At 38.5% G+C, this 21160-nt stretch carries 26 protein-coding genes and 1 other annotated feature (1 of these 27 cut by a window edge); of the genes, 1 reads left to right on the top strand and 25 read right to left on the bottom strand.

All coding sequences use genetic code 11. The features are described 5' to 3' along the window. Nucleotides 1-5: 5 nt before the first annotated feature. The 21 genes from TY49_RS01865 to selD all read right to left on the bottom strand — a co-directional run bounded on the left by TY49_RS01865 (nucleotide 6) and on the right by selD (nucleotide 17382). Nucleotides 6-410 (bottom strand): GNAT family N-acetyltransferase, encoded by a 405-nt coding sequence (locus tag TY49_RS01865; protein WP_041964231.1) that lies wholly within the window; start codon nucleotides 408-410, stop codon nucleotides 6-8. Between the two features lie 81 nt (nucleotides 411-491). Continuing rightward, on the bottom strand, nucleotides 492-1031 hold the full coding sequence (locus TY49_RS01860; RefSeq protein ID WP_041964184.1) for a GNAT family N-acetyltransferase: 540 nt from the start codon (nucleotides 1029-1031) through the stop codon (nucleotides 492-494). 28 nt (nucleotides 1032-1059) lie between these two features. Next, on the bottom strand, nucleotides 1060-1932 hold the full coding sequence (locus TY49_RS01855; RefSeq protein ID WP_041964183.1) for a phosphotransferase family protein: 873 nt from the start codon (nucleotides 1930-1932) through the stop codon (nucleotides 1060-1062). Nucleotides 1933-2356: 424 nt separating this feature from the next. Continuing rightward, nucleotides 2357-2620, bottom strand: coding sequence for a hypothetical protein (locus TY49_RS01850; protein ID WP_041964182.1), 264 nt, complete (start codon nucleotides 2618-2620; stop codon nucleotides 2357-2359). 85 nt (nucleotides 2621-2705) lie between these two features. After that, a complete protein-coding gene (locus TY49_RS01845) occupies nucleotides 2706-3044 on the bottom strand; it encodes a hypothetical protein (RefSeq protein WP_041964181.1) in 339 nt (112 codons plus the stop codon). A 112-nt stretch (nucleotides 3045-3156) separates the two neighbouring features. Further along, nucleotides 3157-3867 carry an ABC transporter ATP-binding protein gene (locus TY49_RS01840; RefSeq protein ID WP_041964180.1) on the bottom strand — a complete coding sequence of 237 codons (711 nt, stop codon included), beginning with the start codon at nucleotides 3865-3867 and terminating at the stop codon, nucleotides 3157-3159. Beyond that, nucleotides 3860-4633, bottom strand: a complete 774-nt coding sequence (locus tag TY49_RS01835) for an ABC transporter ATP-binding protein (RefSeq protein ID WP_041964179.1) — start codon at nucleotides 4631-4633, stop codon at nucleotides 3860-3862. Before TY49_RS01835 ends, TY49_RS01840 begins: the two co-directional genes overlap by 8 nt. After that, nucleotides 4605-5582: a branched-chain amino acid ABC transporter permease gene (locus tag TY49_RS01830; RefSeq protein WP_041964178.1), complete on the bottom strand. Its 978-nt coding sequence runs from the start codon at nucleotides 5580-5582 to the stop codon at nucleotides 4605-4607. The genes TY49_RS01835 and TY49_RS01830 overlap by 29 nt, the downstream gene beginning before the upstream one ends. Nucleotides 5583-5594: 12 nt before the next feature. Further along, on the bottom strand, nucleotides 5595-6470 hold the full coding sequence (locus TY49_RS01825) for a branched-chain amino acid ABC transporter permease (RefSeq protein ID WP_041964177.1): 876 nt from the start codon (nucleotides 6468-6470) through the stop codon (nucleotides 5595-5597). 77 nt (nucleotides 6471-6547) lie between these two features. Then, on the bottom strand, nucleotides 6548-7699 hold the full coding sequence (locus TY49_RS01820; protein WP_041964176.1) for an ABC transporter substrate-binding protein: 1152 nt from the start codon (nucleotides 7697-7699) through the stop codon (nucleotides 6548-6550). Nucleotides 7700-8256: 557 nt separating this feature from the next. Beyond that, a complete protein-coding gene (locus TY49_RS01815; RefSeq protein ID WP_041964175.1) occupies nucleotides 8257-9129 on the bottom strand; it encodes a hypothetical protein in 873 nt (290 codons plus the stop codon). A 34-nt stretch (nucleotides 9130-9163) separates the two neighbouring features. Continuing rightward, nucleotides 9164-9715 carry a histidine phosphatase family protein gene (locus TY49_RS01810; RefSeq protein WP_041964174.1) on the bottom strand — a complete coding sequence of 184 codons (552 nt, stop codon included), beginning with the start codon at nucleotides 9713-9715 and terminating at the stop codon, nucleotides 9164-9166. Nucleotides 9716-9792: 77 nt separating this feature from the next. Then, nucleotides 9793-10638: a nucleotidyltransferase domain-containing protein gene (locus tag TY49_RS01805; protein ID WP_232310352.1), complete on the bottom strand. Its 846-nt coding sequence runs from the start codon at nucleotides 10636-10638 to the stop codon at nucleotides 9793-9795. A gap of 247 nt (nucleotides 10639-10885) precedes the next feature. After that, the gene (locus tag TY49_RS24480) at nucleotides 10886-11041 is read right to left on the bottom strand and encodes a hypothetical protein (RefSeq protein ID WP_156972577.1); all 156 of its coding nucleotides are present in this window, start codon (nucleotides 11039-11041) and stop codon (nucleotides 10886-10888) included. Nucleotides 11042-11515: 474 nt separating this feature from the next. Further along, a complete protein-coding gene (locus TY49_RS01795) occupies nucleotides 11516-12739 on the bottom strand; it encodes an MFS transporter (RefSeq protein ID WP_041964172.1) in 1224 nt (407 codons plus the stop codon). Between the two features lie 49 nt (nucleotides 12740-12788). Then, nucleotides 12789-13517, bottom strand: coding sequence for an MBL fold metallo-hydrolase (locus tag TY49_RS01790; RefSeq protein WP_041964171.1), 729 nt, complete (start codon nucleotides 13515-13517; stop codon nucleotides 12789-12791). Nucleotides 13518-13533: 16 nt separating this feature from the next. Further along, entirely contained in the window at nucleotides 13534-14190 is a 657-nt protein-coding gene (locus tag TY49_RS01785; protein WP_232310350.1) for an ArsR/SmtB family transcription factor, read from the bottom strand. Between the two features lie 175 nt (nucleotides 14191-14365). Continuing rightward, complete coding sequence (locus TY49_RS01780) at nucleotides 14366-14716, bottom strand: DsrE/DsrF/TusD sulfur relay family protein (protein WP_041964170.1); 351 nt, start codon at nucleotides 14714-14716, stop codon at nucleotides 14366-14368. A 34-nt stretch (nucleotides 14717-14750) separates the two neighbouring features. Then, nucleotides 14751-15908, bottom strand: coding sequence for a selenoprotein TsoY (gene tsoY, locus TY49_RS01775; RefSeq protein WP_376797733.1), 1158 nt, complete (start codon nucleotides 15906-15908; stop codon nucleotides 14751-14753). Nucleotides 15909-15923: 15 nt separating this feature from the next. Beyond that, a complete protein-coding gene (locus TY49_RS01770; protein ID WP_041964168.1) occupies nucleotides 15924-16244 on the bottom strand; it encodes a DsrE/DsrF/TusD sulfur relay family protein in 321 nt (106 codons plus the stop codon). A 142-nt stretch (nucleotides 16245-16386) separates the two neighbouring features. Further along, nucleotides 16387-17382, bottom strand: coding sequence for a selenide, water dikinase SelD (selD, locus tag TY49_RS01765; RefSeq protein ID WP_084135347.1), 996 nt, complete (start codon nucleotides 17380-17382; stop codon nucleotides 16387-16389). A gap of 122 nt (nucleotides 17383-17504) precedes the next feature. On the opposite strand from selD, the gene TY49_RS01760 reads away from it, so the two are divergent. Beyond that, nucleotides 17505-18389, top strand: coding sequence for a LysR family transcriptional regulator (locus TY49_RS01760; RefSeq protein ID WP_041964167.1), 885 nt, complete (start codon nucleotides 17505-17507; stop codon nucleotides 18387-18389). A gap of 341 nt (nucleotides 18390-18730) precedes the next feature. On the opposite strand, the gene TY49_RS01755 is transcribed toward TY49_RS01760, so the two are convergent. The 4 genes from TY49_RS01755 to TY49_RS01740 all read right to left on the bottom strand — a co-directional run bounded on the left by TY49_RS01755 (nucleotide 18731) and on the right by TY49_RS01740 (nucleotide 20855). Then, entirely contained in the window at nucleotides 18731-19192 is a 462-nt protein-coding gene (locus TY49_RS01755; RefSeq protein ID WP_041964166.1) for a hypothetical protein, read from the bottom strand. 232 nt (nucleotides 19193-19424) lie between these two features. After that, complete coding sequence (locus TY49_RS01750; protein ID WP_041964165.1) at nucleotides 19425-19646, bottom strand: hypothetical protein; 222 nt, start codon at nucleotides 19644-19646, stop codon at nucleotides 19425-19427. Nucleotides 19647-19808: 162 nt separating this feature from the next. Next, nucleotides 19809-20201 (bottom strand): hypothetical protein, encoded by a 393-nt coding sequence (locus tag TY49_RS01745; RefSeq protein WP_041964164.1) that lies wholly within the window; start codon nucleotides 20199-20201, stop codon nucleotides 19809-19811. Between the two features lie 87 nt (nucleotides 20202-20288). Then, nucleotides 20289-20855, bottom strand: a complete 567-nt coding sequence (locus tag TY49_RS01740) for a GNAT family N-acetyltransferase (RefSeq protein ID WP_041964227.1) — start codon at nucleotides 20853-20855, stop codon at nucleotides 20289-20291. A gap of 75 nt (nucleotides 20856-20930) precedes the next feature. Continuing rightward, nucleotides 20931-21160: a binding site (T-box leader), on the bottom strand; it runs 19 nt beyond the window's last position.

Here is a 21160-nt window from a genome sequence, read left to right as displayed (position 1 = left end):
ACAACTTATTTAGACCTATAGTAAATGATCTCAGGGTCCCGTTCATCTAAATTTTCTATAAATCCACTTTCGATAAAGCCGTTAACCTTAAAAACTTCCTGCATTCTTTTATTTGATTTATTAGTTGAAGAGAATATTTTTCTAGTTGGAGATATTCCTATAAAGTACTCAATTAGTGCTGTTGCATAACCTTTTCGTCTTTCAGTTGGCCTTACTATTATTAGTGAAATGAAGCTACAATCGAAGAAATGGGTATCGAATAATAAAAATCCAACGATTAGATTTTTATCATAAGCAACTATACATCTCTCGTCTTCAATGGCTTTCTTAATATATTCACCCCTGCTATTGTTGCCAATTACCTCTTCATCTATATTCGCTATTTCATCTAAATTATGTAATTGAGCCATTTTCTGTATTCTCAAAGCTGTTCCCTCCTTAACTATTATTTCTGCTTGTTTTTCAATAACAACGCCCCTAGCATGCACCGATTAGTTGAAAAACTCGTCTTTAAGAATACTCATCCTTAATCGATCAACAAATTCACCGTTTCTTAATCTGTCTTGTCGTAATATACCTTCTTCTACATATTCCATATTCTTATATGATTTAATCGCATTTTCATTATCAATCTCTACTCTAAGCCAAATCTTGTTAAGCTCTAGTTGCTGGAATCCCCAAATAAGCATTTCGTTCATCGCAGATAAACCGTACCCTTTGCCCCAGTAGTTTTTATCTCCAATTGCTATTCCTAATTCTGCGTGCTTGTTTAACTTATCGATATTTTTAAAATCGATCCAACCAATGTGTTTACCTTCTTCAGTGATGATCGCTTTTTGTTCATATCCATTTGTCTTGTTTATACACATTTCTATCCAAGCCTGAGTTTCTTCTCTACTGAATGGAGGGTATTTCTCTGGCATATTTAAATGCTTTGTTACCTCTTTATCAAGACACCACTGGTAACGGTCCTCTGTATCATCTATAGTCAATTCTCTTAAATGAACCTTTGGCAATTTAGTTGTATTCATTTCTCTTCTCCCCGGCTGAACTCTTTATTTAGTTCTGTTGCTGAATAAATTCTTTTAATCTTGCTAAATTTTCTTCCAGAAATACAGCATGTTTTTCAATTCCCCGGCGTTTACACCATCCAATACTGTTAAAAGCATCTATGAATTGATAAAAAGGCAGGACAGTTTCTAAATTAATCAATGGTCTTATACTGTTATAGCCTTCATGAAAGGCCTTATATAGTGCAGTATCGAAAGATAAAAAATCACGATAAAGTTTGGTAAAATCAATTTCTGTTGAACCAAAGCGTACACTCTCAAAATCAATCATTCCTGAAACTTGTTCACCGTCAACAATTATGTTGGCAGGGCGAAAATCCATATGCACAAAACTTGGTCCATCTGGAGATGGCAGCTTGTGCTTCATTTGCTCAAATTTCTCAATCGCTTGAGTATATAATTGTGGATCCAAAACATTCTTTACGTCCTCAGCAAAACTATAAAATTGCTGCTCAACAAAATCAGACCAGTTTGTAAATTCATTTTGTATGCCAGATAACTTTCGGTTTGTAGGCGGGCCAATTGTGTGCATCTGAGCTTGAAGAACCCCAACCTGAAACGCAACTGTTGGCGAATCCTCAACTGTTAACGGTTTTCCTTTTAATTCAGATAATAAAAAAGCGCCCGGACATTCATCATCACCAGACCAATAATCCAACATCTCAGGAATGGAAACTCTACCTTTTAATATTTCATAGGCTTCCAATTCACGCTGAAACTTTAATTTTGTATAAGGGATTTTCAAAAATACATTTTGACCTTTCCTCAAAGTACATTTATAGACGGTAGAACTATGGGAATCTTCTACCTCGGTTAGTGAATCTATCTCCAATCCGAATTGCTTAATCACTTGATGTAACATTAAAATACCCCACTTTTTTATTAATTGGACTATCCCTATTTTTTAAATCAGTCAATTTTGTTAATTAATAGATACAAAAAGCCACCTTAAAGGCAGCTGAAAATATGATTTTTTTCTGCAATAGGAAACCTGTGTGATGTATCTCCTTACAAAACTACCTTATATCTTCAACAATTGAAAAGCTCGTGTCGTGAATTGTTTTTTCCATTAATTAGAATTCAACAAAAAAGGCGTTAATCCTTCTTATCGCAAATGATGGTATAATTTAAAAAATGCCCAAACCCATATATACCAAGGGTGTGGACATTTTATTACCGTTTTAAATAAAGCGTTAATTTGTATTATACGAATAATACGATTGAAAAAATCAACTCCCCTGCAGTTAGGGGAGTTTCAAACTTCTCCTGGCCTTCTTCTCTTATTTTTAATTATTCAATACTTCTCTCATTCTATCTTGGACTCTTTCAATAAATTGGTTAGGTGTGCTAGCGGTCGGATAAGCAATAAACGTTATAGTACATTTGCCTGAGTTTTTATCAAATTCCATATTGGCAGCATGTTTTTGTTTTCCAGAACTAGATTTGTATACTATTTCAACTGAAAACCCATTAACAGATGTCTCTACAAGACTATCCCGCATTTCACTTTCAACATCTTTTACAATGTCCTTAAATTCAGATTCATTCATTTTTTAAAACCCCTTCACTATTTATTTAATAATCTAGCAAAGAAAGCTCTTAGAAATTAATCTATTTGAAAGATTATTTAACATTCTAACAATTTTTTGCGCTAAAAGAATCATTTGAACATCCCTGTACCTTTACCGTCCTTACTCTTCCATTTGGAGAAATGGTTTTCGTTTCAATCCGGACCAGGTCGTACTCATAAGTAATGGAACGGCCCAGGGTATCTGTATAATATGTTACGTCATTTTTTTCGTTATAGGTGGAAGTGGTCTCATCCCCATTCGCATTCGGTGTGCCCTTACGGTTTACGGACTTGTGGTATTCATAGGTTGTCAAACGACCATTTTCATCGGTTACCTTTTTCAGGTTATCATTGGCTTTGTATTCATACTGGCGGGTATCGCCCCCAGCGGATTCTCCAGTCACATTGCCAATGGAGTCGCAGGAAGCTTAGGAACGGACGTACCCAATGCTTCCAAAAGAAGCACAGGGTATGTCCCCCACCTCACCACAATCTGTGATTAGTACCGAAGTTCCGTTAACTTGATTTCCGCCCTAGGTATGCCTCCATGATTCTTGGGTCGGTCAAAAGATCATTGGATTTTCCTTCTGCGATAATTTTTCCTGTTTCAAGTACATATCCATAGTCAGATACACGGAGAGCCTGTCTCGCATTCTGCTCCACTAGGAGAACGGTTGTCCCTGCTTCGTTGATCTCCTTGATGATTTTGAAAATGTCGGCTACAACAAGTGGTGCAAGGCCCATTGAAGGTTCATCAAGCAATAAAAGCTTCGGCCTGCTCAAGAGCGCCCTGGCGATGGCAAGCATTTGCTGTTGGCCTCCAGAGAGAGTCCCTCCCAATTGCTGATGTCTTTCCTTAAGAATCGGGAATCTCTCCATCACTTTTTCGATATCATGTTTAATTTCATTATCCTTTCGATGATAGGCACCCATTTCAAGATTTTCAAGCACGGTCATACCGGAAAGAATTTGCCTTCCTTCAGGCACAAGTGCGATTCCTGTTCGTACCAGCTGATCCGGCCGCCTTCCTGTTACATCCTCTCCAAAAAATTCAACCTTTCCCTCTTGCGGCTTTAAAAGGCCGCAAATCGTTTTCATCGTGGTGGACTTTCCTGCACCATTTGCTCCGAGAATGGTTACAATACTCCCTTCCTCAACCTCAAGACTAATATTTTTTAGCACATTGATTTTTCCATAGGAAGTAGAAATTCCCTGAACCTTAAGCATATAGTTCATCCTCCTCACTGCCGAGGTATGCCTCGATGACATCAGGGTTATTCTGTATCTCAGCAGGACTGCCCTCCGCAATTTTCCTGCCAAAGTTAAGCACCGCAATCCTGTCACACAAATTCATCACCAGCGGCATATCATGTTCAATCAACAGTACAGTAACCCCTTTAGCCTGAATTTTTTTTATCAGCTCAAACAAACTGCTTGTTTCTGTTTCGTTCATCCCAGCTGCCGGTTCATCAAGCAGCAGCAATTGCGGATCACTTGCAAGTGCTCTGGCAATTTCCAGTCTTCTTTGCTGTCCGTAAGCCAGGCTGTCTGCTATATTCTCGGCAAATCCAGTAAGGCCGACAAAGTCGAGCAATTCATTCGCCCTTTTTCGAATATGCTCCTCTTCCTGGCGTTGTGTTTTTGTTCTGAAAACACTGCTGAACACGCCCGACTTGCTCCGACAATGCTCCCCTACCATGACGTTTTCTTGAGCTGTCATCTGAGGGAACAGGCGAATATTTTGAAACGTACGGCATATCCCCTTTTTTGTGATAAGGTGTGGCTTGACTCCACTGATATTTTCCCCGTTAAAAACAATCTCCCCTGAAGTAAGCGGAAACATGGAGGTAACTAAATTGAACATCGTCGTTTTTCCTGCTCCGTTCGGGCCGATCAGCCCGAAGATTTCACCTTTGTTGATTGAAAAGGAGACATCGGAAACTGCGCTGATTCCGCCAAAATTTTTATGCACTTTTTTGATTTGCAGTACCATGCTCTTTCCCCCTTTTCTTCGTTTTCAATTTCATCCAGTTTAAAAGATGAACGTCAATGAGTCCCTGTGGACGGACTGCCATCATTACGAGGATGATCAAGCCGTAAATCATATAACGATACTCACTGATAAAGCGAAGGACCTCAGGCATTACTGTTAAGAATAATGCTCCAAATACCGGGCCCCAAATGACCTCGCTGCCACCGAACACAGCAAAAATCAAAATCTCAACTGCCCTGTGGTAAGCAAAGTCAGCCGGACTGATGTATGCCAGCACGTGGGCATACAAGGCTCCGGCAAACCCGGAAAGCAAAGCTCCTTGTGTAAAAGCAAGCACTTTATAGTAAGTGATGTTGATGCCCATAGATTCAGCTGCTTTTTCATCCAGTTTGATGGCAGCAAACGCTCGCCCAATCCGAGAGCGGTTTTGCCTTTTGAAAAACCATATAATCCCAATAACAATGAATAATAAGAGCAGAAAAACCATCAGAAAAATGAATTGGTTGTTTTGCAATCCCATAACCCCCGGATTGAAACCAAGTTCCTTAAAAGTTCTCAGAATTTCTCGTCCAAGATGAGGAATGCCAGACAAACCAATCGATCCCTTAGTCAAAGACTCCCAGTTTACTAAAATAACACGGAGGACTTCCCCAAATCCAAGAGTCACAATGGCCAAATAAACCCCCTGAAGTCTCAGAGTCGGAATGCCGATAATAATCCCAAACAATCCAGCCATAAGTGTCCCTGCTAAAATTCCAATCAGTATTGGAAAATCGAAGTTTAGCGTCAGAAGCGCCGAAGTATAGGCACCTACTCCCATGAACCCTGCATTTGCAAGTGAAAGCTGGCCGGTAGAAAGTGTTATATAAATACTTATACCAAGTATGACATTGATTAAAATAAATGAAGCGACCTGTAAATAGTACGGATTAATAAGTTCTCCAAGCATTTGTTCACCTTCTTATGCCGAAATTTTTTGGCCGAATAATCCTTGTGGCCTAACAAGGAGAATGACAATGATTGCTGCAAACGCAATCGCATCCCGGTAGCCCGAGTTTCCATACACCACAATGAAGGTTTCCGCCAATCCAAGGATCAGGCCGCCTGCCATCGCACCCTTGACATTCCCCATTCCACCGAGAATGATAATAGCCAGTCCTTTTAAGCCAATAGACAAGCCCATTTGAGGGGTGACCGAGTTAAATGCCATTCCGACAAGGATTCCTGCAATTCCTCCCATAGCCGAAGCAATAATCACAGTCATTGTGATGGTCTTTTTTGTATCGACTCCAAGAAGACTGGCTGTTTCAAGGTTCTCGGCAGTTGCCCTTAATGCTTTGCCAGCTTTTGTTTTTCCCAGCCAATACGAGAGTGTGTACATTAAAATAACAGAAATCATAAAAATGACTATTTGCACCAGATACACTGTAATTGATCCAATCTGGAAGCTGATTTCTGCAAAAGTATTATTGAACGGATGGTTTCCTGCACCAAATAAATGGTGTGATAAGTTTTCAAGCAGGATGGAAACACCAATGGTACTGATTAAAGGGGCAAGGTGTGAAACTCCTTGTTTATTTCGGAGCGGTCTTAACGCAAAGCGCTCCAGCAAATATCCCATGATCCCAGTCACCAAAATAGCGGCTGCGAAAGCAAGCCATAACGGTCCTTTGAAAGTGGAAGTTACAATAACACCAATGAAAGCTCCAAACATGAAAATTTCACCATGGGCCATATTTATGATACCAAGCACCCCAAAAACGAGTGTAAATCCGAGTGCCACAATGGCATATATGCTGCCCAGGGTTATTCCGTTGATTAACTGTTCGATTAACATGGCATCTCACCTTCTGATTCTTTATTTAAAAGAAATTTCCACCAGCGGAGTATTCCGCTGATGGATTACGGGCCTGACTATTCAAACACCGTGAACTTGCCTTCGTCAATTACTAGGACAGTAGGCTCCATTACAACATCTCCGTCCTTATCGAAGGAAAAGCTGCCTAGGATTCCCTGAAAATCTTTAGTTTCTGCTAATGCGTCACGGACCGCATCCCGATCTGCATCTCCGGCATTCTTTAACGCTTCAGCCAAGATATAGAGAGCGTCATACGCCTGTGCAGCAAACTGGTCAGGCTTTTTGCCGTATTTTTCTTCATACTTTTTCACGAAATCCTGGACTTTCTGGTCGTCTTTATCACCATACCAGGGAGTTGCCACAATCAAGCCGTTGGCAGCATCACCGGCAATTTTGATCACTTCAGGAGAGTTAAAACCATTGCCACCAACAAACGGAACATCAATTCCCATTTTGCGTGCCTGATCCATTATGACTGCGCCTTCGTTATAAAGAGCTGAAGCCAGGATCAGATCCGGTTTTAGACTTTTAATCTTTGTTAATTGTGCATTGTAGTCAGATTGACCTTTTTGGAAGGTTTCAATGGTCAATATTTCAAGACCTTTCTCTTCAGCGGCCTTTTTCATAGTATCGAAACCTGACTTCGTAAACACATCATCATTTCCATATAAGATTGCTACTTTTTTAGCGTCATACTTTTCAATCGCTTTATCGATCGATGCTGGAATAGCCAATGCTTCAGGCAGCGAGTTCCGGAATACATATTCACCGATTTGCGGAATCCCTTCAGCAGTAGTAGATGTGCCCATAATTGGCACCCCGTTTAAATCTGCCTCAGGACCAACTACGTTCATCTCTGTACTTAGAGTCGGTCCGATAATAGCAGTGACATTTTTGGAATTCATCAATTTCTGGGCAGCGGTTAATGCTTGATCCTGCTTGCCTGCTGAATCCTCAATGACAAGGTTGATTTCTACCTCTCCCTTTTTATTGATTTCTTCGTTTGCTAGCTTGAGTCCGTTGGTAATCGCTTCACCATACGCCGCTCCTGGTCCGCTGATATAGGATATGACTCCAATATCAGCGGTCACTTTTCCTGCCCCGTTTGCGTCCTTCTCCCCAGAAGATTGGGCACCCCCACAAGCCGACAGCAAAACCAGACTTGATAAAGCTGTAAACTGAGCAAATCTTCTAAAATGCTTTCTCATTCTCATTACTCCCTTCAATTTTTAGAAAAATAATAATATTCTAAACTATATAACAATTAAAATACAAAACTATTGTAAAGTAAAGGCAAAATAAAGATAAATTTCCCACTTAAAACTATAATTTTCTAACTACAAATCAAGTTAAATTGGCCCTTTGTACGTATCCATAACTTATCAATCGATTTTCTAGTAGATTCTCAAAAAAAAGAAGTCTTCTAAAATAAGAAGACTCCTTCACGACCGTTACTTTAATGTATACGTATAATTATATCCTCATCATGATGAACTCTATTATGCATGGATACGATTCTTTCAAATTCTCATCTCCGAATTTTGGCACTTCGTCTCCAAGAAACCAGGTTTATCATTCATAGATTATTTAAGTTAACCATAAAATCACATTTATAGACGGTAGAACTACGAGAATCTACAACCTTGGTTAGTGAATTTACCTGCTATCCAAATTGCATAATCACTCGATGTAACATTAATATAGATGGCTTAATATTAAACACCTACAAAAAAGTTTAGTTTTCAACCTGTTTGTTAAACCGTCTTCATATAGATGGGAGGTAGGCTCTCCACTCTCTCCAGGCCTCCATATATTCGTTTAGGTCGTGTGGATGAACTTTTATGCAAACCCCAATGCGTGTATATAATTGGAAAAGGACTTCACCCAAAAGCCTCTCCTTACTAAAGCAAGTGTTACCATGCCATAACGAAAAAGCGTTCATTAATGTATTTAAATCCAAATGATCAGGAGAAGAGCAGAAGGCATAAGTAAAATCATATATTCTTGGACCGATTAAAGGTGACGGATCAATAACTCCTTTTAACTCATTATCAGAGTATACAAAATTATGTACTCCAGCATCACCATGAAGATAATACTTTTCTTCTCGAATATGATATTCATTTAAGGCACTAACCAGCGATGCCACTCTTGAATGATCTTCAATAGAAAGAAGATCGCCTATATTCTCCTTTGCAGACTCTAAACTAATCTGGTTAAAATCTGACCATGATTTACTTTTTCGCCCATTCACTCTGCCCCAGGGAATATCCTGGTCTACCTTTAGATAATGATTGAATAGCTCATTTATTAAACGCGTCATCCATTTCAGTTTTGAACCACGATGGAAGTGCGTTTCTCCTGAAATATAAGCGTAGACGAGAAATCCTTTTTGATCGTCAATATAATGTAGATTTGGGAGCAACTGTACATCTTGATAAGCAAGTAGAAAGTCCTTAGTAGAGTTTATAATAGATGGATGATCAATTTTCAAAACATAAGTTGGTCTATTTTTAACAAATAGAATATATAAAACACCACTGGTTGTTCCACTTTTTAAGGTTTCGAATTCCACTTCATTGCTCGTTATTAAGTTATTTTTACTAAAAATATTTATTACTTCATTTATGTTTGCCATCTATATTCCTCTTATTTTTCATAGTAAATAAAAATTAACCCCTATACATTATTTCAGACTTCTTAAATACATAAGTTTTATAATCGCCCGTATCTGATGAAAAACTTAAAATATTCCCATCCGTTGGTATTCCTTCAAAATAAGCTCCAATACAGCCTGTTGTGCATCTGTGACCAGCAATAAGAATATTTAACTCTCTTGTTCCATGCTGATTCTCAAGTTCATTCATGAAACTAAACACCCTTTTTACAAACTCATCAGGATCTTCAATCCCTTTATAAACCGAGGAATCAGGTAAAGGACCAGCCATTTTAACCTCGTTAACGCTTAACCTGTCAGCTTCTCCTAAATCAAAAACATCCAGTCGTTCATCTATATGAGCTTTTAGCCCGGTAACAATTTCTGCTGTTTGGACTGCACGATCCTGTGGGGACGAAAAAACAATATCAAATTTTATGTTTTGCAGCCTATCTCGTAATGCTTTTGCCTGTTCTATTCCATGCTCGTTTAATGCCAAACCCTTTCTCCCTTGCATTTTTCGTTCTTTATTTAAGTCTGATTGTCCATGTCTGACTACATAAATCATGCCTGGTCCCCCCTTTGTAATGTGAAATCGCAACTTCGATTAAGGTTTGTTATTTATAACATTCAAATGGCGTTACACTATATCACCATATCAATGATTCTTTTAATATGGTCCTCATTATGTTCAATATTAACTTGATTGCTCAGGTGTTTATTAAGCCTGAAGACTTCCGGGATTATACCGTTGATTGTTTTCATAATCTTTTCTGGATTCCGGCCGCATTCCCAACTCTCCAGAAGTGATAAATGCCAATGATCTAACCTGCTTCTTTCGCCCTCAATCTTTGACCAAACACCGTAAGGGCTATCCAAATGTTGTTCCATTTCCATATACCATCCAGAAACGACTAACCATCGGACTCGATCTAAATTAGATAAGGCACAATATATTTCACCCCTCATCACCGCACGATAAGTTTCGTGTATGAAGGCTAAAAGTTTTCCTCTCCAAAACTCTACCTCATCCGCTGAAGGCTTGTAATTTTTATACGATGACTCGTTTATGACCTCACTAATAATGTTGCTAGGGTCATATAAAACCTTATATCCTTTAAGCCAAATAGATGGCACAACTTCCTCAGGTGAATGATACCAGCTGTCAATTTTCACAAAAGAATCATAATGAGTCACTACTACTGGTGATGCTGGATTGAAATCCTCGTAAAATAAAACATTTCCCCAATTAGCTGCTCTGTTCCGTTTTGCATTAATAAAATCGGCTTTCTTATCAAGAGTAACAATAATATGTAAATCGATATCCGAGTAATTGTCATAGTTACCTCTAGCCAATGAACCAGCCTGATAAATAGCCAAAACATTTGGATCTGATGTTAAATCATTTAATGCACTCTTCAAGTGAGCATCACGATATTTTGGCAATGATAAATCCCTTTCTAAATGTTTACTTGTAAATCCCACACACATTAACCATCTCCTTAAATTTTAGGGGGTTCATTAGTTGAACTGTTTCTTTTTTCCATTTAACCTTTTGTTCATAGAATTCAACAAAAAAGGCGTTAATCCTTCTTGGATCAACGCACCTGTAACTATTTCCAACTTTCAAATACAACCTGATAGGTGAATAAAATGAGTCATGAGATACGCTTTTCGTTCTAGAGTTTTATCCAATAACACCTTGGATTATGGACCTATTTGATCGACCAGTACTGGTTTAATTCTTCTTATTATTAATTTGATTGTAGATTGCTATTAGTACAGCCAAAATTGCTCCTAATAAAGCACCTATACCGGGCTGTTCTGAAAACATTCCTATAAAATATCCAAAGAGAGCACCGATTACTATAAACCTAATTAATTCTTGTGGCATTTACTTACCTCCAGCTTAATTTCAAATTAAACCATTAAATAATCAATTAGAACCCCTGAAGATATTAACATAATACCAACCAAGAAGTTTACTTGCTTCTCATTAATTTGTGTCTTTTCAAGAATATAAATAGGTATTGCTATTGAAGCCAAGAACTGGAGACTGTTTAGAAAGTAATTTTCTTGGAAGATTATTATATTGGGGTAATACTGATAAATACCAGAAACCAACCCGAAAATAAAAAGAATCATAGGTATTCTTAATTTCCATTTCATTCTTTGCTCATCTCCCAAATAAAAATAACCACTTTTCCACTGATATGATCTGTTTGATAAATCTTCATTTGCTATTGCTATTAATCTAATTTCTCAAAGATCTTATATAACAATAGTTCTACAATATTGGTAGAAATCCCTTGTTAATTGACCCAATAAAAAAAATGCACCACCCCATATGAGGTGATGCATGCTCTAATCAACTTTTTATCGTTTCTTTCAACCGCACTTTTGAAAGTACTCCTGCTATAAATGGAAGTAACGCAACTAAACCGATTGCCCAGTTGACACCTAGTAGGTCGGCAATGATTCCTGCCATTAATGCACCGAATGCATAACCGCTATCTCTCCAGAATCGGTATACTCCCATTGAGGAAGCTCTCCAGTCTGGTTCGGCTACATCACTGATCGCCGCTTGCAAGGTTGGATAAACCATCGCAGTACCCAGGCCCAACAAAAGAGCACCTAAAATCCATAGTGAATATTGATTGGCAGCGAGTATGAACCACAGTGCAGCGGCTTGTGTCCACATCCCGTAAGTGATTAGAACCTTCCTTCCAATCTTGTCGCTTAAGGTTCCCGTGAACAGCTGAAAAATTCCCCAGGCAGCTGGATATACCGCTACAATGGTCCCGATTTGCCCTACGGATAATCCTGCAGCAGCGAAATAGATAGGGAAAAGACCCCAGGCCATTCCATCCTTAAGATTCGTTGATAAACCCGCAAAACTAATGGTCGATAGATTCTTGTTTTTCCAGGTTGTCAACGCAAATACTTCTTTTGCCGATCGATTTTTTCCGGAACTGACGGTTCCACTATTCTTAATTTGAAGCTTCAAATGCTCTCCAGTATCCTTAACAATTAACGATAGGATTAATCCGACTATAACTATACCTATTCCAATGTAAAATGGCTCGGGTCTCAATGAATAGGATGAGGCAATATAACCAGAGACAGCCGCCATGATCGCTACTCCTGAATAGCCTGCAAACTCATTCAAGCCAACTGCCGTACCGCGCTGGTTCGCTTTTGAAATGTCAATTTTCATATTCACCGTCATCGACCATGCCAATCCCTGGTTAATCCCTAGCAGGATATTCGCGACAATGATGACCCACCATGCGTGTGCAAATATGATGAGGATTGGTACGAAAAGACCAACAAACCAGCCGAGCAATAATACTTTTTTACGTCCAAGACGATCTGCAATTTGTCCTGCGAAATAGTTTACAATTGCTTTAGAAAATCCAAAACTGATAATGAATGATAACGCAGCACTTGCAGATGCCAGACCGAACTGCTCTTCGCCAAGCAACGGAAGAACGGTACGCTCAATCCCGACCATTGAACCGACAAACAGATTTGTCACGACCAAAAGAATGAATTGCACGATGTTTTCTTTGATTCCGATTTTAGGTTGCAAACTTATCACCTCCAAATAAAAAGCCCGAAACCTTCAGGCTTTAAAAAAATTACATTCCTTGATTTTCTTTTCTCATTTCCTTAAAGTTATCTGGCTGTGGTGGAACATTTTCAGTCATGAATTTTACAAATTCATTTTTATTCCCTTTTTGAAGGGCAAGGTTATAGCGCTTTTCAAAACCTATTGTTGATGATGGCTTTCCGCTCAACCCTCTCCCACAAACTGAACCAGAAAAAGCACCTGGATAAACTTCAATATGTTCATCCAATTCCATCAATTTCTGAAGACTGTTATATAAGTCATCCGCACCTTTTTCAATAGAAGAAGCTAATTCTGTACGGCCAGCGTCGCCAACCATCAAAGTATGACCTGTCAAGACAAACCAAGGCTCCTCTCCTCTTCGAGTATCAGTGACGACTATTGAAATATGTTCAGGAGTATGGCCAGGTGTATGCAAGAAAGTTAGCTTTGTGTTTCCTGCCATAAGCACTTCTCCGTCCTCTACTGCGTTAAATTCATACGTTGTCTCAGCAGAGCTGTGAAGGACATATTTCGCACCTGTTTTTTCTGCCAGCTCTCTCGCACCCGATATATGGTCTGCATGTAAGTGTGTATCAATGACAAAAACAATATTCATTCCGAGAGTCTCTGCTTCTTTGATATAGAAATCGACCTCTTCTTTTAGCGGGTCAACAACAACTCCTTGTGAAAGGCTTCCACAACCAAACAAGTATGAAGCTGCGACTGGATTCATGTGTAAATACTGACGAAATAACATTTTTCTTCCCCCTTAATTAGTGCTGTATTTGTTTCCATTCATTTATTCCTGCATCAAGCAATGTAGCTCGGTATCCCCTGGATTTTAAAAGCTCTACTGCTTCAGTAGCATAGACACAGTATGGCCCGCGGCAGTATGCAACAATCTCTTTATCTTTCGGCAATGATTCCAGGTGGTCTTCAAGTTCCGAAATTGGTACTGATAAGGCATTCGGTAAATGTTCGTGCTTATATTCTTCAAATGGCCTTACGTCTAATAAAGTGACAGCACCCTTATTCAACTTTTCACCTAACTCCTCCAATGAAATAGGACTTAGTGAGTTTTCTCTCAGAATGTGACCTTCCCTTACAAGCTTCACATCTGAGATCCGATCCTCAGCCGTTCCTCTTAACGCCAGCACAAACATTAATACTTGTTCACTAGCCAACCGATAAATCACATAGTTTTTGTCCCTTGAGTAAGTGACAAGTTTAGAATCAAGCAATGCTTGAAGGTGCTTTGAGGTATTGGCTATACTCATTTTCGTATCAGCCGCCAGGGCTTCAACCGTTTTAGGACCTTGAGTCAATAAATCTAATAGTTCAATCCTCTTGGGACTGGAGATTGCTTTTCCAATCCGAGCAAACTCGCCGTAAATGAAATCCTTAAATTCCCGAGCTTCGATAAAGATCACCTCCAAAAACGCATTTAACTATTCAACTGATTAGTTGAATAGTAACATCCGAACAATCTCTTTGTAAATGCCTTTGCTTTAAATAAAATAAGAACCATGCCATAGTGTTCACCTGTTGGCATGGTTTTATTTTGGAAATGAATGATAAAGATCTTCAAGATTTCGTTATTGAATCTTAATAAGTAATAATTTTATCAGCCCAGAAGGACCATTCTGCAAGCTCATCCATTGTGCTTTTATGCGAGCTTTCATGTAACTCTTCTTCAGACATACCGCGAGCATCCATACAGCTGCCGCATACGCCAACGTCAATTCCCTTACGCTTTGCGACAGTGAGCATTTTTTCCAAGTTGTAATATCCATTTGGTGTTTTTTGATTCTTTTTGGCACACGCAGCTGCATCAGCGATCAGGAATACCCTTACTTCCGTGTTCTCTTTTCCAGCGATAGCGTTTGCCTGCCTTAATGCATTGTAGGCGCGCTCTGTTCCATATGGTGGGTCATTGACGATGAATAAGAATTTCATTTTTACTCCTCTTTTCTTCTAAGTTTTTAAAATATCAGCCTGTTACATTCTGTTTAGAGATAACAGGAATGATTTCCGCTTTGTTCGCTTTATGGAACTTTACAAAGATGATGATATAAAGAATTGCTGCAAATACAGTGCTAACATAATTCACGATTGATAGCACATTTCCAGGAAAGTAAATTCCCTGAACATAAACCCCCAAAACTTGGGAGCCAACGAACGCTCAAACCATCCCCCATTGTGTCGGGGCAAACTGACTCTTGAAAAAATCTCTTCTAAGATAGTCAAAAAGCAAGTATACGGTGAAAATTCCCCAGCCAATGGTGATAACGTAAGAAGCAGTAATCAGGAAAAATGAAATGACACTGGCATCAAAGGTAAAGATATTTTGAAAATGACCCATGATCCGGTAGAAACTTAACCCTAGCAAACAGGTAATTGGAATCACTAGAAAGAATGCCGGGAGTATAGGTTTATCAGGCAATTGGGCATTTTTTATCTGAATGTAAATCAAGAACGATAGCTTTGCCACAAACAAGAATACTCCAAAGACCAAAACGAACAATGATGTTACGGATGCGAAGGATGCAATGGCACTATTCTCGGCCATTGAGGCAATCCCCGTTCCAGCCAGGCTCACTAGGCCGAAAGCGAAAACATCAAGCAGCCAGACAAAGTTCAATTTACTGGCATCCATCGGGTTGATGAACCAGCTTTTTGCCACTTTAAATTCCAGAAAAAATAACGAAACCCACAGAATCATATAGAATAGTAGTGATCCCCACATGAGAGTCTGTATAGACAAACCTGGCAGATAGAAAGCAAATGGGCCCCATACAACGTTTGCGGTCATTGATAATGATGCGATTGGAACAAAAATCGTTATATTTGTAAGCGGGTTTTCTATAAAGGAATTGAACTGATTTTTTGTTATCAGCCATGAAGCCATTCCCCTTAAAAAGACAACAGTAAGAATTAGGTTGGCGGCAGTTGAACCAAGCATGATTAATACTAAAATCGCATTAAGAATGACTTGTGATGGACTCATTTGAGACCATAATAAGTCCGAGATTTTGATTAGGCCTTCTCCATGAGGGATGGCAAATTGCAGATAGTTGAACGCCATCAGGGATACGCCTCCAGCAGCCAGTGCTGCCTGGAACTTAATAGGAGCAAACTTTAATTTCATTCTTTTCAACCTCCTTTAAAACGTAATAACCTTATCTGCCCATTCGACCATTTCGATACAGTCCTTCATTGTTGAGATTGGACAAACCGTCTGGTCATCTAACTTCCGAGATTGAATGCAAGTACCACAAGCTAAAATGACACCATCATTCTCTAAGAAATTATTAAACTCTTTCGCGGTGTTATATTTTTCGTGGGTAACATTTTCACATTCCACACCTTCACCCATCAAAAAGATCGTAACCTCATGCCCATGCAGTAGCGATGCGTTTGCAAACCTGAATGCATTCCAGCTTTTTTCTGGTTCTTTCGTCTCAATGATTATTCCAAATTTCACTGTATGTTCCTCCTTAATGTTCTTTATATTGTCATTATAGAATCGATCAGTTTATAAAGGAAATGCATTATAATTATACTGTCATGAGTATTATGCATAGTTAAGTGAACATAAAAAAAAGAGTTAAGAACCATTAAGGTCCTTAACTCTCTATCCTGATTTTATTGATTGTTTCAATCTGGGAAGCTTTTTGTTCAACAGTCCTTCCAATTTCATATAAAGGAAGGCTTCTCTCAAGGAAATATCTTTGTAAATGAACAGCTTGGTCAGGCGAAACAAATATAAGCAACCCGCCAGAGGTTTGTGGGTCATACAACAAATATTCTTCTTCCCTAGTCAATGCATCTCTATGTATGACGTTTTTGTGGAAGGAGTAGTGATTTTTAATGATCCCCTCTGGAACAGCACCTCGTCCAAGCAAATGAAAAACATCTTTGAGATAAGGGAGTTTATCATTAAGAATCTCAACAGAAACCTGGCTTTTCTCTGCTACTTCCGAGAGGTGTCCTATTAGACCGAATCCAGTCACATCCGTACAAGCATCGATGTCTACTTTGAGAAAGGCCTCTGATGCATCACGATTTAAGGTCATCATCAGGTCTACCACTTCATTTACCTGCTGCTCATTCGCTAGCTTTTGGTCAATAGCAGTTGTATAAATACCTATGCCCAGAGGTTTAGTTAAAAAGATTAAGTCTCCTGGCTTAGCACCCGATTTGGTGATGAATTTACCACCCTCCGGGATGAAGCCTGTGACACTGAATCCATATTTAGGGGAATCATCGATCGTATGCCCGCCGACAATTGCCACACCAGCTTCTAAAGCTTTATCAGCTCCGCCTTTAATCATTGATTCAAGGTAGCTTAGCGGAAGTGATGAAATCGGGAATTCGATAATATTCAAAGCGTACTTCGGAATTCCGCCTTTAGCGTATATGTCGCTGAGGGCATTGGCAACTGCAATGGCACCAAATTGATATGGGTCGTCTACGATCGGAGTTATGATATCGACAGTTTGCAGGATAGTTCCACCTTGATGGTTAAAGGCAAAGACGTCTTCCCCAATTCCTGCAATAACTTTCTGATCGTCTGTTACAGGTATATCGCGCAACACTTGCGCTAGGTCCGAGGACCGGATTTTACATGCTCAGCCAGAGCCTGAAGAATATGAGGTTAAAGCGATATTAGGGTTATGCATACTCTTCTCCTTCTTATTTTTAGTACCTTCATCATACCATGTTAAGAATCCGAGGTGTAAAAATGGATTTTCACCAATTAAAAAGTTTTTATTATGTAGCAAACTACCTTAACTTCTCCAAAGCAGCAGAGAAGGTCTCGCTCAGCCAACCTGCCGTTTCCAGACAAATAGAAGCATTAGAAGTATATTATAAGCTGTCCCTCTTTACTCGTAGTGGACGGAAGGTAGAGTTAACTGACGCAGGACGAAGATTGCTTCAATATACCGAAAAAATCCTGTTGCTGACAGAAGAAACAGATAAAGCAATGACAGCATTGACGAATCTTGAAACAGGAGAAATAAAAGTAGGGGCATGCACAACAGTCGGTAATTATATTATGCCGCCTTTAATCATAGACTTCCAAAATAAATATGAAAATATTAAGGTGGATTTAGTCATTGATCAAACAGATATCATCCTTGAAAAATTAAAAAAGGGGAAATTGGATGTAGCAATAGCTGCAAAGGCAAATAATGATCCTGAATTCAACTATAAGGCGATTTTAAAAGATGAATTAGTACTCGTCGCTGGAAAAGGTGCGAGAATGGATGGGATATCCTCAATACACCAATTAAAAAACCAGGCATTCTTTTTAAGGAAAAAAGGATCGAATACAAGGGAACACATCGATCAACTTTTTGAACTGAATGAATTCAGGCCAACTAAGGTTTTTGAGTTCGATACAAACGAAGCTATATTACAATCAATTAAAAAAAGCCGAGGCATTGGTTTTTTGCCTCAGCATGTTTTGCATGATGAACTTGAATCAGGACAGTTAGAAGGATATGAAATTCAGGAAAAAAGCCACAGAAGCTTTTCCATCATCTCGCCAAAAGAGAAATTCATCAGTCCTTCTCTTTTGATTTTAAGTAACTATATTAAAAAGAACATTTTTGCTTACATATAAAAAGATCCTATTGAGCAGACAACAAAGGGGGAATTTTGTTATTTTCATCAGTAAAACTTATGAATTCCACTTCATTAACGTCATATATTTAGGGTCGTCCATTAATTCAATACTTTTGCAAACAATAGTGATGGTCTCAATTAATTCATTATTTCCATCTTATAATTCAGTGGTTTCTTTAAACACACTACTATTTTTGTTTGTTTTCTTTAATGGCATTATATCCATCATATAATAATAAAGTAGATATATTCCGAAAATAATTTTCTTCACAATCACAAACCAACTTTAAATGAAATACACATAATAATAAGCTCTCTCCTTCTAAAGACTAGTAGGTGTTATTTCCGTATTTTTATTTTAGCAACTCCAATAGTAATAAAAACACTAATAAATCCCGATAAAATGTACGCATATGAAAAATAAAATGCTTTAGTTTTCCATTGAATGAAAGGAACTACTGAAGTAATATCCCATCCTGATAAGAACCTTGGTACAAACAGTAATCCCAAAAGAAAAATGATTACCCTCTCACAGACAACAGGAACTAGACTGATCCATAATCCTTCTTTTATTGAATAGTGACTAATCCTTACATAGATTCCCGCAATCACGTAAGGTACCACAATCATCATTACAGAGACAAAATACTTTACATAAAGTCTATTCTCCTCGTTAAATCGATGCCTATTATTCCCTAAATACTCTGTTTCAGGAAATATTAAAAAACCTGTTACTGCAGAAAGATATAAGGTTACGAAATAAGAAAATGTAATAATAAACCAACCACCCACATACTTCATTTTCTCTCTCCTCCAGTGGTATTAGAATGTTTCACTACAAGTATAGTTTCTTCTTATAGTTTACCTAGTATTTCTAGGTATTTCAACAAAATTTACCAATTGCTTACTATAACAATCTGCTTCGTTTGTTTCATTAAGCATAAAAAAAAGCGTTGTTCTTGATTGGATCAACGCTCAGGTGCTATCTATCAAAATTAATTCTATTCTTTTCAATCCTCCATCTGTATGTTAATTAAACAAGTCCCTCTTTTTTCCGCTGAATTAAATAGACGATAAGACCTACTGGACCGGTGATAATTGTTAAAATCCAAAAAATATGTCTCTTTATACCGACAAAGTATCTGTCTGAATCATAATAAACCCACACTCCGATTATGATGAACAATGATAAAATAACAGCAATTTCGATTTGATAACCGCTAAAATCTGTATTCCTGGCTAAACTCCACCCCATTTTCCAAGCACTCCTTACTGTTTTTTATATAACGTTTTACGAATGCGCCAGAAAAAGGTTTCAATTTTCAGATTATTATACGTGAATGGATTTTAAAGCGATGCAAATAATTCTGCTTTCAAGCTTCTATAATAGGGAAGTCATCCGGAGGGTCTGTGATTTCTAGCCTTCAAGCAATTGCATATAATATAAAGTTTCTTCGTCCTCGGTTTCTACTATAATAACTCCTGTTTTGCCATCACCCGTATCATACAAAATCGTTCCTTTAGGTAACTTTGTAGCTGAAAAGTCACTAAAAAACAGGCTGGAAGTTGTTACTTTTTTGATTTCACCAATTTCTTTTCCTTTTTGAATATTACTCTTCATTTCCTCAAACCATTCAAGATCGGTGACATTATTGTACATAAACCCATTGTATTTTAAGACATCCACGTACTCATTCCTTTTGAGAACATCTCTTGCAGTTACCTTCCCACCATCGGCACTACATCCTGCTACCAAAATAAGAGAGACAAATACAATTAAAACCAGTAGTTTATTTATGATAACCTCCACCTTTTCCTTATAAAACTAACCCCTTCTATAAATATGACATTCAACAAAAAGGTGCATGAATCCTCCCTGGACCCATGCACCTGTGAGTTATGAAATGACCGAATAGAAGCATGTGTCGGTCAGTCTGCTGCCATCTGCTGATAAATCATCATTCCGTAAAATACCTTCTAATTCAAATCCAAGTTTTTCGGGGATGGCACGACTTTTTAGGTTGGTAGATTCACATCTAATTTCAATTCTCTTGAATATAATTTGATTTAGACCGAATTCTGTTAAAGCCTTTACCGCCTCAGTCATATATCCACTGCCGCTAAACTTCGTATTGATCCAATATCCTATTTCACATTTAGGAATATCCCAGTCGATCCCTTGAAGGCTGGCAGTTCCAATGAAATCATTCGTCTCTCTATGAAAAATAAGAAAACGAAAGCTTGTTCTTTTTAAAAAGTTAATATGCGCTTTCCTAAGGTTAATCTCGGTTTCCTCGACTGAAGGCAGCTTTTGGGCAAATGGCAGCCACGCTTTTAACTCATTGAATGAATCTCTTATTGCCTGGTTGACGATGCTTCCGTCACCTGTCCGATTCGGCGCTCGAAGCATTAATCTTTCTGTTTCTAACTGGGTTGGAATGTTTAGTAATATAGGATCCTTCATCTTATTTCTCCTCTCCGCTCTATTGATATCTCGAAAAAATGCAACAAAAAAACTCTCACCACCCAAGAAATGAATCTTGAGGACGAGAGTTTGACTTCGCGGTACCACCTCAGTTTGTTGATCTGTCACCAAACCAACCTCTTCGGGTACTAACATACCCTATCTTTATATCGGAAGAACCCGTCTTACGATCCCTGAATTATCATCAGATTGGTAAGAAGCTCCGAGACTTTATTCATTAAGCTCGATATTACTCCATTTCAGCAGCCAGGAGCTCTCTGTAAATATCAATCACTTAATTACTC

Source organism: Mesobacillus selenatarsenatis SF-1, from assembly GCF_000813125.1.
GTDB classification, from domain to species: domain Bacteria; phylum Bacillota; class Bacilli; order Bacillales; family Cytobacillaceae; genus Mesobacillus; species Mesobacillus selenatarsenatis.
Note: the sequence above shows the minus strand (reverse complement) of the source record. Positions and strands in the feature narration are given on the sequence as shown.